A 13,963-nucleotide genomic window follows, 5' to 3' on the forward strand; every position below is an offset into this window, starting at 1 on the left:
TTCGATTCTACCTCGTTTATACGGTACATATAATTATAACAATGGTTCGTCCATATTTTATGGATGAAACCCTTGTTCTACAAATTTAAAAGTGGAGTCAGGGGGTAACAGGTTGGATAAAATTTATGTGTTAGATACGAATGTACTTTTGCAGGATCCTTTATCTATTTTTTCATTTGAAACCAATGAAGTAGTGATTCCAGCAGTTGTATTAGAAGAGGTTGATTCGAAAAAACGTTATATGGATGAAGTAGGACGAAACGCTCGTTATGTATCTAAGTTAATAGACAAATTTCGTGAAATAGGAAAACTGCATGAAAGTATTCCGCTAGAAAACGGCGGTACATTTCGTATTGAATTAAATCATCGTTCGTTTGTCCAACTACAAGATATTTTTGTAGAAAAAACAAATGATAATCGAATTTTAGCTGTAGCAAAAAATCTATCTTTAGAAGAACAAGAAAAAGAGGACGGGAAGTCTGTTATTTTAGTAAGTAAAGACGTGCTCGTAAGGGTAAAAGCAGATGCAATAGGTTTAAAGGCGGAAGATTATTTAAGTGATCGGGTTATTGAAGTGGAAAATATATATTCAGGATTTTTAGAAGGATATATATCAAAAGAACAATTGGATTATTTTTATGAAAAAGGCGAATTGCCTTTATCCGAAATTGCAAATCATCCTTTTTATCCAAATCAGTTTGTAGTAATGAAAGATGCGTTAGGTGGATCTAGTTCAGCACTAGGTATTGTGGATCATTTAGGTAAGAAGGTAAAGAAACTTATTTTTCACAATGAACAAGTATGGGGAATACGACCACGAAATGTGCAGCAAATTATGGGATTAGAATTGTTGCTTCGTGAAGATATTCCACTAGTCACGCTAACAGGGAAAGCTGGTACAGGAAAGACATTACTAGCTTTAGCTTCGGGGCTCATGCAAACGGAAGATTTAGGGTTATATAAAAAACTACTCGTTGCACGGCCAATTGTTCCAGTTGGGAAAGATATCGGTTATTTACCGGGAGAAAAAGAAGAAAAGTTAAGACCGTGGATGCAACCGATTTTTGATAATCTAGAGTATTTATTTAATACGAAAAAACCAGGAGAGTTAGATGCTATTTTAGCTGGAATGGGTTCGATAGAAGTAGAAGCTCTTACGTATATACGCGGGAGAAGTATTCCAGATCAATTCATTATAATTGACGAAGCACAAAATTTAACGAAGCATGAAGTGAAAACGATACTAACGAGGGTAGGAGAAAAAAGTAAAATCGTATTAATGGGAGATCCTCAGCAAATTGATCATCCGTATTTGGATGAATATAATAACGGTTTAACATACGTTGTAGAGAAGTTTAAAGAGCAACGTATTAGTGGTCATGTAAAGTTTGTTAAAGGGGAGCGATCTAATTTAGCTCAACTAGCCGCAGATTTACTATAAAAAGGAGTGAGCAAAAGCTCACTCCTTTTCTTTAAATAATTGTAAATTTGCGGATGTTACGGATTGGATTTTGTCTATTAGATCCATCATTGTAATATAAATGAACAGGTCCATCTTCTTTTAATGGTTTTCCTTCTTTTGAAAAACCAAGAATAGCATGTTTGACAGTTTCTAATGGAAGCGTTATTGTATCATCTACTGTTTCGATCTCGACTTGCGTAGCGTCATCTGAAATTTCGGCATTAGCAAGAAAAGGTTGAAATGGTATACCGAATGTTCCAGTGATTAGCTGTTCTTTTTTAAATTTTTTTACACTTTGTTGTATCGGCGGGAAAGCAGCACCATCACGGATTTCGCGATCCCAATGTTCCGAAGTGTTTTTTAAATAAGCTTCTAGTTCTGAAGTGTTTTCTCTCGTTTCATCAAAGTAAGTTGTCAAATCTACTTTTCGATCATCAAAGATCCAAACGGTTGGATCGATAGTGATTGGAAAACGAACTTTTCCATTAATAAATAAAATTTCGCTCATTGTTGTTCCCCCATTTGTGTTATACTCCCACTTTTCAGTATAATAGTATTAGACACTATTGTCACAAAAAATGTTTCTATTGCAATTTATTAAAACTATCGCTAATATTAATAGATAGGAGAGAGTAGGACGGAAACGGAGGGAATCAATTTGGCGTCTGAGACAGTATCAAATCATCAGGAAAAGGCACTAGCCCTTCTACAAGCGGATGCGGAGAAGATTTTAAGACTTATTAAGGTGCAAATGGACCATCTTACAATGCCGCAATGTCCATTATATGAAGAAGTGTTAGACACACAAATGTTTGGACTATCCCGCGAAGTCGATTTTGCAGTTCGCCTTGGTCTTATTGCAGAAGAACAAGGGAAAGCAATGTTAGGAGAGCTTGAACGTGAGTTATCTGCACTTCATGAAGCATTTACAAACAAACAACAATAACGGGTTCAAATAAGGGGGCTCAAACTGAAAAAGTTTGAGCTTTTTATTTGTATAATAAAGCAGGAAGAATCAATGTACATATGGAATACAACAATAATTAAATTGAAACAGAGAGAGGAAATGAAATGAAAAGAGTATGGAAATCAATGGATTATTCATTATTACTTCCTCTTGTTATCTTATGTGTGCTGGGAGTTATAATGGTATATAGTTCTAGTTCCATTGTTGCGATTTCGCGATTTGATAAACCAGCAAATTTCTTTTTTAAAAGACAATTGATTACTTTAGCCGCTGGGACAATAGTATTAATAATTCTTGCTATTATCCCATATAAAGTGTGGAGAAAACGAATCTTTTTATTGGGGAGTTATGGAATTAGTGTAGCATTATTAGCAGCAGCTGCATTTTTTGCTAAAGCAGTAAATGGTGCAAATGGATGGATATTTGGAATACAGCCTGCGGAATTTGTTAAGATCACAGTTATTCTCGTATTGGCTCATTTCTTTGCGAAGAGGCAAGAAACGAATACGTCTGTTTTTAAAGGATCAGGACCAGTACTTTTGGGTGTTGGTTTAATTATGTTTTTAATTTTAAAGCAAAATGACTTAGGTACCGATATGTTAATTGCGGGAACAGTAGGAATTATGTTTCTTTGTTCAGGAGTTAATGTTAATTTGTGGATAAAGAGATTCTTGTTAACGTCTATAGTATGGGCTCCGGCGTTGTATTTCCTTGGGAGTTATAAATTAAGTCAGTACCAAAAAGCACGGTTTTCCGTTTTTCTTGATCCATTTAGCGATCCACAAAAGGATGGATTTCAATTAATAAATTCGTTTATTGGAATTGCTTCGGGAGGGCTAAATGGTAGAGGATTAGGAAATAGTATACAAAAGTATGGTTACTTACCAGAGCCACAAACAGATTTTATTATGGCAATTATATCAGAAGAACTTGGTTTTATAGGCGTAGCGATCATTTTGATTTGTTTATTGCTTATAATTATTCGGGCGTTTAGAGTTGCACAAAAGTGTACAGATCCATTTGGAAGTTTAATAGCTATCGGAATTGCAAGTCTGTTTGGAGTCCAAACATTTGTTAATGTCGGTGGTATGTCTGGATTAATACCACTTACGGGAGTTCCTTTACCGTTTGTTAGTTATGGCGGGAGTTCCTTATTAGCTAATTTACTCGCGATGGGGCTATTATTGAATATTGCTAGTCATGTAAAACGACAAGAGAAACAACAGAACGAGACAGTTAAAGAAAGAGAACAAGGTGGACCGCATCTTGTAGTTGTAAAATAAAACACATTGTGCTGTAGAGCATGATGTGTTTTTTTATTTTTAAGTAGTTTTAAATATGATGTATTAATTTATCTTTTAGTTAAAGGGTATATCACATTTAGATTAAAGTGATATACAATTAAGTTGTTAGAAAAGGAAGAGGTATGCTATACTATTTTTGTGAGACAAATTGCTCAGAAAACTTATCATTTGTTAAAAAATAAGGTATGATGGATAAAAATAAAGTGAAGCTTTCTAAGTATAATATAATGTGGAAAGTGAAGAACTTCACGCTCTTTATGGTGTGTATATATTTTATCTCTAGAGTGGTAGGAAAGTAGAGGGGGAAAATCATGACAAAGCTGCAACGTATTCAAAAAGTATTGGTAGCTAACCGTGGAGAGATTGCAATTCGTGTGTTTCGAGCTTGTTCGGAACTGGGATTAAAAACAGTTGCAATCTATTCTAAAGAGGATAGTGGTTCTTATCATCGTTATAAAGCCGATGAATCCTATTTAGTTGGGGAAGGAAAAAAGCCAATTGATGCTTATCTAGATATTGAGGGCATTATTGAGATTGCGAAAAGTAATCATGTAGATGCAATCCACCCTGGATATGGTTTCTTGTCAGAAAATATTCAATTCGCAAAACGTTGTGAAGAAGAAGGGATTATCTTTATCGGTCCAAAAAGTAAGCATTTAGATATGTTTGGAGATAAAGTAAAAGCAAGAACACAAGCGCAGCTAGCACAAATTCCAGTTATTCCTGGTAGTGATGGGCCAGTAGATTCATTAGAAGAAGTCGAAAAATTTGCTGAAAAGTATGATTACCCGATTATTATTAAAGCTTCCCTTGGCGGGGGCGGTCGTGGTATGCGTATTGTACGTACTAGTGAAGAATTAAGAGAATCGTATAATCGAGCAAAGTCAGAAGCAAAAGCAGCCTTTGGTAATGATGAAGTATACGTAGAAAAATTCGTTGAAAAACCTAAACATATAGAAGTTCAAATTTTAGCAGATGAAGAGGGCAATGTTGTTCATTTATACGAGCGAGACTGTTCTGTACAACGTCGTCATCAAAAAGTAGTAGAAATTGCACCTAGTGTGTCGCTTTCAGATGATTTGCGTCAGCGTATTTGTGATGCTGCTGTGAAATTAACGAAAAATGTAAATTATTTAAACGCAGGAACAGTTGAATTTCTTGTAAAAGATGATAACTTCTATTTCATTGAAGTAAATCCGCGTGTTCAAGTAGAACATACAATTACAGAAATGATTACAGGAGTCGATATCGTTCAATCACAAATTTTAATAGCTGATGGACATGCATTACATAGTAAAATGGTAGGTGTTCCAAAGCAAGAGGAAGTTGTTGTACATGGATTTGCAATACAATCTCGTGTAACGACTGAGGATCCACTAAATAATTTCATGCCGGATACAGGAAAAATTATGGCATATCGATCAGGTGGTGGCTTTGGAGTTCGTCTTGATACAGGTAATAGTTTCCAAGGTGCTGTTATTACACCGTACTATGATTCTTTACTCGTAAAAGTTACAACATGGGCGCTTACTTTTGAACAAGCTGCTGCAAAAATGGAACGTAACTTAAAAGAATTCCGTATCCGTGGTATTAAAACGAATATTCCATTCCTAGAGAATGTAGTAAAACATAAAAACTTCTTATCAGGGGAATATGACACTTCATTTATTGATGCGTCACCTGAACTATTCTTGTTCTCGAAACGTAAAGACCGAGGAACGAAAATGTTAAATTACATCGGGACAGTAACAGTAAATGGCTTCCCAGGAGTAGGGAAAAAAGAGAAACCAATTTTCCCAGATGCTCGTATACCGAATGTATTACACTCAGAGCCAATCAAAAATGGAACGAAACAAATTTTGGATGAGCGTGGAGCAGACGGATTAGTAAAATGGGTACAAGATCAAAAACGTGTACTTTTAACGGATACAACATTCCGTGATGCGCATCAGTCATTACTTGCAACGCGTATTCGCACAAAAGATTTACACCAAATTGCAGAGCCGACAGCGAGAATGTTACCGAACTTATTCTCAGCAGAAATGTGGGGCGGTGCAACGTTTGATGTTGCATATCGTTTCTTAAAAGAAGATCCGTGGGAACGATTACTAGATCTTCGTGAAAAAATGCCAAATGTTTTATTCCAAATGTTACTTCGTTCTTCAAACGCGGTTGGTTACAAAAACTATCCGGATAATTTAATTCAAAAGTTTGTGGAGTGTTCTGCCCAAGCTGGAATTGATGTGTTCCGTATTTTTGATAGCTTAAACTGGGTAGAAGGTATGAGAGTTGCGATTGATGCTGTACGAGATACTGGTAAAATTGCAGAAGCAACGATGTGTTACACAGGGGATATTCATGATCCACTGCGTAGTAAATATGATTTAAATTACTATAAAAATCTAGCAAAAGAATTAGAAGCATCAGGAGCCCACATTTTAGGTATTAAAGATATGGCGGGCTTACTAAAACCAAATGCAGCATATGATTTAGTTTCAGCATTAAAAGAGACGGTATCGATTCCGATTCACCTGCACACACACGATACGAGTGGAAATGGTATATTAACGTATACGAAGGCAATTGAAGCAGGTGTTGACATTGTCGATGTAGCAGTAAGTTCTATGGCTGGTCAAACGTCACAACCAAGTGCGAACACGCTATACTATGCGTTAGGTGGAAACGAAAGACAGCCAGATGTTAATATAGATTCATTAGAAAAATTATCTCATTACTGGGAAGATGTACGTAAATACTACGCACCGTTTGAAAGTGGTATGAATGCTCCTCATACAGAGGTATATATGCACGAAATGCCAGGCGGACAGTATAGTAATTTACAACAACAAGCGAAAGCGGTTGGCTTAGGCGATCGTTTCGATGAAGTGAAAGTAATGTACCGCCGTGTGAATGACATGTTTGGTGATATTGTTAAAGTAACACCATCATCTAAAGTTGTTGGTGATATGGCATTATTCATGGTTCAAAATCACTTAACAGAACAAGATGTTTTAGAGCGTGGACATTCTATGGACTTCCCAGGATCTGTTGTTGAAATGTTCTCTGGAGATTTAGGACAACCATATGGTGGTTTCCCGAAAAAGTTACAAGAAATTATTTTAAAAGGGAAAGAACCATTAACAGTAAGACCAGGTGAATTATTAGAACCAGTAGATTTCGACGCGTTAAAAGAAGAGCTATTCCATAAACTTGGACGCGAAGTGACGATGTTTGATGTCGTTGCATATGCATTATATCCAAAAGTATTTATGGATTACGAAAAAGTTGCTGAGATTTATGGAAATGTATCTGTGCTTGATACACCGACATTCTTCTATGGTATGAGACTTGGTGAAGAAATCGATGTGGAAATTGAACAAGGTAAAACATTGATGGTTAAACTAGTATCAATTGGAGAGCCTCAGCCAGATGGAAATCGTGTGCTTTACTTGGAGTTTAACGGTCAACCACGTGAGATTGTTGTGAAAGACGAAAGTGTGAAAGCGACAGTTGCACAACGTGTGAAAGGAAACCGTGAAAATCCAAACCACATTAGTGCAACAATGCCAGGAACGGTTATTAAAGTAGTTGTAAAAGAAGGCGATGAAGTGAAAAAAGGCGATTCTATGGCAATTACAGAAGCGATGAAAATGGAAACGACAGTTCAAGCGCCGTTTAATGGTAAAGTGAAAAAAGTATATGTTAACGATGGAGATGCAATTCAAACGGGTGACTTACTCATTGAATTAGATCACTAAAATAAAAAAGAGTTGTGGAAACGCAGCTCTTTTTTATTGCGAAAAAATACCTTGCCAATTCGGGCAAGGTATTTTCATTTATTTTGTTTGTTTAGAAATTGATGCAGCTTCTTTTGCATTCACTTTACTTCTTGTACCTAACATAACTAAATAGCATAGTACAGCAAACAAGCAAGAAATGAATAGGGAATGTAATAATGCCATTGATAAACTAGCATTTGTAAATACGACTAAAATTCCTACGATAGCTTGAAGTGTAACAAGGATAAATGAGATGATCCATCCCCAGTATACGACAGGCTGCTGTTTGTAATGGCGGATAGCGAGAATCATCGCGTATAGTATCCAAGCGAAAATTAACATCGCTGCAACTCTATGTCCCATTTGAACCCATTCATGTAATTGAGTTGGCATAGGTCTATTTTTGCTACATAAAGGAAAGTCTGGACAGGCTAAGCTAGCTCGTTCGTGACGTACTAAAGCCCCTGTGTAGACGACAATATAACTGTAAATTGTTACACCATAAATATGAAATTTCATTTTTTTGTCCATAATAAGTGAACGTGCATCAAATTTTTGGTCAATTTCAAAGATAAGACACGTTAATAAAATGACAGAAGCAAATGAAATTAAGGAAATACCGAAATGGATAGCAAGTACAGCTGGCATTTGCCCCCAAACAACCGCTGCGGCTCCCATTAATGCTTGTGCAACTAAAAATACGAAGGATAAAATTGCTAACGTTTTTGTTTCGCGCACATGTTTATAATATTTCCAGGACAAAATACAAAGGAGAGTGACAAGAATTCCTGCTGATCCTGATGTAAGGCGATGACTTAGTTCAATAATAGTTTCCATTGATAAATTAGATGGAACAAATTCACCGTTACAAAGTGGCCATGATTTACCGCATCCTTGGCCAGAGCCTGTTTTTGTAACTAAGGCGCCTCCTAATAAAACTATTAATAAATCAAGACTCGTAATGACTGCTAACCATTTAATAAAGCGTTGCAATCTCTTTCACCATCTTTCTGCTATGAAGTTATTGCGAAATATTTTCATTCCATTATGTATAGAATAAAACGCGCTAGTTCCTATGATATATAAAAAATAATAAAATAGCAAAGAAATGGAGGGGGAAGACAGGGAAGAGAAAACGGGTGTGGAAATAAGGTTTATAAGGAAATTTTTAGGTGAAAAATAGGCTATTTTGAAAAGAAATGGGGAGAATACGTGTTAAATATGACAAAAAAGTTTATTATAGAAGGTAACATCATGTTATGATATGGATAAGTAACAATTAAGTTTTTTATGTTCGACACAAAAAGTTCATGTTTTCTTCACAAAATGTTCGGGAAATATGATTTAATATATTGGAGTATGGGCGTAGATTAGTAGTAGAATGGGTTAACAATGTTTCTACTGTAATAATATTGCTATATAGAAGCGAAATATTTCAATTTGAAATAGGCGCAAAAAGAAAGATGAAAGTTTTAAGAGGGGGTTAAAGTGATGAACCATGCAACAAGTGAGCTGCATGATGAGTCTGCTGTTACAAGCGTACCGGAAACAACTCGGTTACAAGATTTAAAAGCGCTCGTTAAAATGGGGATTGTAAACTCAAATACACTTACTGTATTTACAGGATTTTGGTTGGCATTACACTTTAATGGATTAAGTGTAATGGACAATCTGGATAAGTTATTCTTTACAATCGTTGGTTCTGGATTAGTTATGGCAGGGGTATGTTGTTTAAACAACTACATTGATCGAGACATCGATCCATTAATGGAAAGAACAAAGACCCGTCCAACGGTTACTGGAAAGTATAAACCAGGATTTGCACTTACATTTGGACTAGTTATATTACTTCTTGGTTTTGTATTTTTATTATTAACAACACCAATGGCAGTCTTAATGGGATTTATTGGTGCTTTCACATATGTTGTTCTATATAGTTTATGGACAAAGAGAAAGTATACACTAAATACTGTTGTAGGTAGTATATCTGGTGCAGTTCCGCCTTTAATTGGATGGGCAGCAATCGATCCATCTTTAGGTCATCCAATTGCTTGGATGTTATTTTTAATTATGTTTATTTGGCAAATCCCACATTTCCTTGCATTAGCAATGAAACGTGTTGATGAATATCGAAACGCAGGAATTCCAATGCTTCCTGTAGTTCATGGATTTGAAATTACGAAACGCCAAATTATGATTTGGACAGTATGTTTATTACCACTACCATTTTATATGAGTGGACTAGGGATAACATTTATGGTAATTGCAACACTGCTTAACATCGGATGGATCGTTTTAGGTTTTTATGGCTTCCGTAAGAAAGATGACATCAAATGGTCTGTGCAAATGTTTGTTTATTCCCTAAATTATTTAACAATCTTATTTGTATCAATGATTGTAGTTACATTCTTCTAAGACAACGACATAATTGGATTTCTTTACGTTGAGATTTACTTTACTTAACTATAAAGTACAATCTAATTCACAAGGAAAGTGGGGGTTGTTTGTATGAAGAAACAGTGGCGACTGCTTTCGTTCGTTTCACTGCTGGCTTTACTGTTAGGGGGATGCGGTAAAGCCTTTCAATCTACTTTAATTCCGCAAGGAGAAGTAGCAAAAATGCAATATGATCTGCTCTTACTAGCAAGTGCGATCATGGTAGGAGTAGTACTAGTAGTTACTATTATTTTCTTATATGTAATTGTGCGTTTCCGACAAAAGAAAGGTCAGGAAGATTATATTCCGGAGCAAGTTGAAGGGAATCACAAACTAGAAATTATATGGACAGTTATTCCGATTATTCTTTTGCTAATCTTAGCTGTTCCGACGGTTACATATACATTCAAACTTGCTGATGTAAGTGCGATGGAGAAAAAGAATATTGATAAAGATACTATCGTTGTTGATGTAACAGCGAATCTTTATTGGTGGGAATTTTCTTATAAATCAGAAAAGATAGTAACTTCTCAAGATTTAGTCATCCCCACAGGTAAGAAAGTGTATTTGAATTTGAAGGGTGCCGATATTAAACATTCGTTTTGGGTTCCATCTTTAGCTGGGAAAATGGATACAAATACAGATAATGTGAACAAAATGTGGTTAAAGGCAGATAAATCGGGCACTTATAATGGTTTTTGTACAGAATTTTGCGGCCCATCACATTCTTTAATGCAATTCAAAGTGAAAGCTTTAGATGAAAGCGAGTACAAAAAGTGGCTTGCTGATATGAAGAAAATTGATGGGAAGAAAGAAGTAGCTTCAACAAAGGCGCAAGAAGGCCAAGAGATATTTAATAAAAGCTGTATTGGTTGTCACGCAGTTGGATCTAATGATAGTAGACCACCTTCCGCTCGTATCGCACCAAACTTAGCAAACTTTGCGGATCGCGATACAGTTGCCGGCATTGCTGAAAACAATGAAGAAAACTTAAAAAAATGGCTGAAAGATCCTGAAAATATGAAACCAGGAAATAAAATGACTGGTAAATATGGCAACTTAACAGACGATCAAATTGATGCATTAAATGCATACTTACAAACGTTAAAAGTTGAAAAGTAAAGAGGGATTATTCGCGAAGGGGAGGTTGAAAACGTGAGTTCTGTAGCAAAAAAACAGGGGATGGGTGCTGTCATATGGGATTATTTAACGACAGTAGACCATAAAAAGATTGCCATTCTCTATTTAATTGCAGGTGGATTGTTTTTTATAGTAGGCGGAATAGAAGCTCTATTTATTCGCCTTCAATTAGCGATTCCTAACAACGCTTTTCTTGTTGGGGATGCTTATAATCAAGTATTAACTATGCACGGTACAACAATGATTTTCCTCGCAGCTATGCCACTCGTGTTTGCATTTATGAACGCCGCTGTACCACTTCAAATTGGTGCACGTGATGTAGCGTTCCCGTTTTTGAATTCACTCGGATTTTGGTTATTTTTCTTTGGTGGAGTATTTTTAAATTTAAGTTGGTTTTTAGGTGGAGCGCCTGATGCAGGATGGACATCTTATGCATCTTTAGCTTTAGCCTCTAAAGGCCATGGTGTTGATTTTTATGTGCTTGGCTTGCAAATCTCCGGTATAGGTACATTAATTGGAGGTATTAACTTCCTTGTAACCATTATTAATATGCGTGCGCCAGGGATGACGTATATGCGTATGCCGATGTTTACGTGGACGACATTTGTAACATCTTCATTAATATTATTTGCTTTTCCGCCGTTAACTGTAGGATTAGGACTTTTAATGTTAGACCGCTTATTTGGAACAAGTTTCTTTAATCCAGCACTGGGCGGGAATACAATTATATGGGAGCACTTATTCTGGATTTTCGGTCATCCAGAAGTATACATTCTTATACTCCCAGCTTTCGGAATATTCTCAGAAATTTTCGCGACGTTTTCGAAAAAACGATTATTTGGTTATTCGTCGATGGTGTTTGCGACAGTATTAATTGGATTTTTAGGGTTTATGGTATGGGCGCATCATATGTTTACTGTTGGGCTTGGTCCAGTTGCAAATGCTATTTTCTCAGTTGCAACAATGGCGATTGCGGTTCCGACCGGTATTAAAATATTCAACTGGCTCTTTACAATGTGGGGCGGAAGTATTCGTTTTACGACACCGATGATGTGGGCAGTAGCCTTCATTCCATCATTCGTAATGGGAGGAGTTACAGGTGTTATGTTAGCATCTGCACCAGCTGATTATCAATTTCATGATAACTATTTCGTAGTAGCTCACTTTCATTATGTAATTGTCGGTGGTGTTGTATTTGGTTTACTTGCAGGAGCCCATTATTATTGGCCGCTGATGTTTAATAAAGTATTGAATGAAACGTTAGGAAAGATAACATTTTGGTTATTCTTTATCGGTTTCCATTTAACGTTCTTCATTCAGCATTTCCTTGGCTTAATTGGTATGCCACGTCGTTACTACACATATCTTGAAGGTCAAGGGTTGGAAATGGGCAATATGATTAGTTCTATTGGAGCGGTATTTATGGCTCTTGGAACGATTGTTCTTCTATTCAATGTAATTAAAACAACAGTATCAAAAGAAAAGGCTGGTCGTGATCCGTGGGATGGACGTACATTAGAATGGACAATGCCAGCACCTACACCAGAATATAACTTTAAACAATTACCATTTGTTCGCGGGTTAGATCCGTTTTGGATTGAAAAACGTGAAGGGAATAAAGAGATGACAGCGGCGGAACCAGTGGGTGATATTCATATGCCAAATCCATCATTTTCACCATTTATCATTTCTTTAGGATTGTTTATAGCGGCATTTGGTGCAATGTATATGCAGGGTGGAAAAGATAAGTTTTGGTTATTAGTAGCAATTATCGGTTTAATTATTACGTTTGGTACAATGTTCCTACGTTCAGTAATTGATGATCATGGATATCATATTCATAAAGAAGATTTAGAAGATAAGGGGGGCAAGGCGTAATGCATGTAGATGAAAAATTAACGAATGAAACATTTCCAGCAGAGCCTGAAAAAGCAACCCTTGAGGGGAAAAATAAGTTTGTCGGTTTTTGGTTATTTCTTGGAGGCGAAACAGTATTGTTCGCTTCCTTATTTGGCACATATTTAGCGTTAAAGAATTCTACAAATGGCGGACCAACATCTCAAGAGATGTTCCAAATGCCACTCGTTTTCATTATGACGATGCTTTTATTAACGAGTAGCTTAACGAGCGTATATGCGATGTATCATATGAAAAACTTTAATTTTAAGAAAATGCAACTTTGGCTACTAGTAACAGTGCTGCTAGGTTTAGGGTTTTTAGGATTTGAGATATATGAGTTTTATCATTATACGCATGAATTTAAGCATACTATGAGAAGTAGCGCATTTGGTTCCGCGTTTTATGCTCTTGTTGGTACACATGGACTCCACGTATTGTTTGGATTGTGTTGGATTTTAACATTAATCTTTAGGAATGCGAAGAGAGGTCTAAATTTATACAATGCACCGAAGTTTTATGTTGCATCGATTTATTGGCACTTTATTGACGTAGTTTGGGTGTTTATTTTCACTGTAGTATATTTAATGGGAATGGTGGGATAAACAATGGCGATAAAGCAAACGAATAATCCTAAAGTTGATCTTGTTTATCGGAAAAGAAAAAGTGCGGAGGAAATGAAGCATCAAGTTATTACATTTGCATTAATGATTTTTTTAACATTAGTTGCATTTGCAGCGGTAGCATATCCGAAAACTTTTAGTCCGACTTTTTCAGTACCATTTATTTTACTATTAGCGGTGGTACAAGTAATTTTTCAATTGTATTATTTTATGCATATGAGTCATAAAGGACATGAAGCGGCAAGTTTCTTTCTTTATTCTGGTCTGTTGATCGGATTAATTACAATTTTAGCTTTTATGACAATTGTGTGGATTTGAAAAGTGAAGAATAAGGGAGCTTGTGTTGACACAGCTCC

General features: G+C 36.1%; 11 protein-coding genes. 9 read left to right on the top strand and 2 right to left on the bottom strand.

Features of this window, described 5'->3' with window-relative positions; all coding sequences use genetic code 11:
• Positions 1-112: 112 nt before the first annotated feature.
• Positions 113-1,441, top strand: a complete 1,329-nt coding sequence (locus RCJ96_RS04785) for a PhoH family protein (protein WP_000358083.1) — start codon at positions 113-115, stop codon at positions 1,439-1,441.
• A 31-nt stretch (positions 1,442-1,472) separates the two neighbouring features.
• On the opposite strand, the gene RCJ96_RS04790 is transcribed toward RCJ96_RS04785, so the two are convergent.
• A complete protein-coding gene (locus RCJ96_RS04790) occupies positions 1,473-1,970 on the bottom strand; it encodes a hypothetical protein (RefSeq protein WP_001289788.1) in 498 nt (165 codons plus the stop codon).
• Positions 1,971-2,120: 150 nt separating this feature from the next.
• Here RCJ96_RS04790 and RCJ96_RS04795 point away from each other — a divergent pair, with 150 nt between their 5' ends.
• From RCJ96_RS04795 to pyc, 3 genes are all read left to right on the top strand, one after another.
• Positions 2,121-2,408, top strand: a complete 288-nt coding sequence (locus RCJ96_RS04795) for a YlaN family protein (RefSeq protein WP_000135695.1) — start codon at positions 2,121-2,123, stop codon at positions 2,406-2,408.
• 125 nt (positions 2,409-2,533) lie between these two features.
• Positions 2,534-3,712, top strand: coding sequence for an FtsW/RodA/SpoVE family cell cycle protein (locus RCJ96_RS04800; RefSeq protein WP_029438048.1), 1,179 nt, complete (start codon positions 2,534-2,536; stop codon positions 3,710-3,712).
• A gap of 332 nt (positions 3,713-4,044) precedes the next feature.
• Positions 4,045-7,491 carry a pyruvate carboxylase gene (gene pyc / locus RCJ96_RS04805; protein WP_074606308.1) on the top strand — a complete coding sequence of 1,149 codons (3,447 nt, stop codon included), beginning with the start codon at positions 4,045-4,047 and terminating at the stop codon, positions 7,489-7,491.
• A gap of 78 nt (positions 7,492-7,569) precedes the next feature.
• Here pyc and ctaA read toward each other — a convergent pair whose 3' ends face one another.
• The gene (gene ctaA, locus RCJ96_RS04810) at positions 7,570-8,505 is read right to left on the bottom strand and encodes a heme A synthase (RefSeq protein ID WP_001188736.1); all 936 of its coding nucleotides are present in this window, start codon (positions 8,503-8,505) and stop codon (positions 7,570-7,572) included.
• 498 nt (positions 8,506-9,003) lie between these two features.
• Here ctaA and ctaB point away from each other — a divergent pair, with 498 nt between their 5' ends.
• The 5 genes from ctaB (at position 9,004) to ctaF (ending at position 13,925) form a co-directional block, all read left to right on the top strand.
• Complete coding sequence (gene ctaB / locus RCJ96_RS04815; protein WP_001015058.1) at positions 9,004-9,927, top strand: protoheme IX farnesyltransferase; 924 nt, start codon at positions 9,004-9,006, stop codon at positions 9,925-9,927.
• A gap of 93 nt (positions 9,928-10,020) precedes the next feature.
• The gene (gene coxB, locus RCJ96_RS04820; protein WP_000745271.1) at positions 10,021-11,070 is read left to right on the top strand and encodes a cytochrome c oxidase subunit II; all 1,050 of its coding nucleotides are present in this window, start codon (positions 10,021-10,023) and stop codon (positions 11,068-11,070) included.
• Positions 11,071-11,130: 60 nt separating this feature from the next.
• Positions 11,131-12,966, top strand: a complete 1,836-nt coding sequence (gene ctaD / locus RCJ96_RS04825) for a cytochrome c oxidase subunit I (RefSeq protein ID WP_175574521.1) — start codon at positions 11,131-11,133, stop codon at positions 12,964-12,966.
• Positions 12,966-13,589, top strand: a complete 624-nt coding sequence (ctaE, locus tag RCJ96_RS04830; protein WP_000557861.1) for a cytochrome c oxidase subunit III — start codon at positions 12,966-12,968, stop codon at positions 13,587-13,589. The genes ctaD and ctaE overlap by 1 nt, the downstream gene beginning before the upstream one ends.
• A 3-nt stretch (positions 13,590-13,592) precedes the next feature.
• On the top strand, positions 13,593-13,925 hold the full coding sequence (gene ctaF / locus RCJ96_RS04835) for a cytochrome c oxidase subunit IVB (protein WP_000985699.1): 333 nt from the start codon (positions 13,593-13,595) through the stop codon (positions 13,923-13,925).
• Positions 13,926-13,963: the final 38 nt, after the last annotated feature.

Source organism: Bacillus sp. BSL6 (assembly GCF_052928345.1).

Bases quoted from the DNA above. Each gene is read 5' to 3' on its own strand.
- ctaD (WP_175574521.1), top strand. From the start codon at position 11,131: ATGGGTGCTGTCATATGGGATTATTTAACGACAGTAGACCATAAAAAG.
- RCJ96_RS04800 (WP_029438048.1), top strand. From the start codon at position 2,534: ATGAAAAGAGTATGGAAATCAATGGATTATTCATTATTACTTCCTCTT.
- ctaF (WP_000985699.1), top strand. From the start codon at position 13,593: ATGGCGATAAAGCAAACGAATAATCCTAAAGTTGATCTTGTTTATCGG.
- pyc (WP_074606308.1), top strand. From the start codon at position 4,045: ATGACAAAGCTGCAACGTATTCAAAAAGTATTGGTAGCTAACCGTGGA.
- coxB (WP_000745271.1), top strand. From the start codon at position 10,021: ATGAAGAAACAGTGGCGACTGCTTTCGTTCGTTTCACTGCTGGCTTTA.
- ctaE (WP_000557861.1), top strand. From the start codon at position 12,966: ATGCATGTAGATGAAAAATTAACGAATGAAACATTTCCAGCAGAGCCT.
- ctaB (WP_001015058.1), top strand. From the start codon at position 9,004: ATGAACCATGCAACAAGTGAGCTGCATGATGAGTCTGCTGTTACAAGC.
- RCJ96_RS04790 (WP_001289788.1), bottom strand. From the start codon at position 1,970: ATGAGCGAAATTTTATTTATTAATGGAAAAGTTCGTTTTCCAATCACT.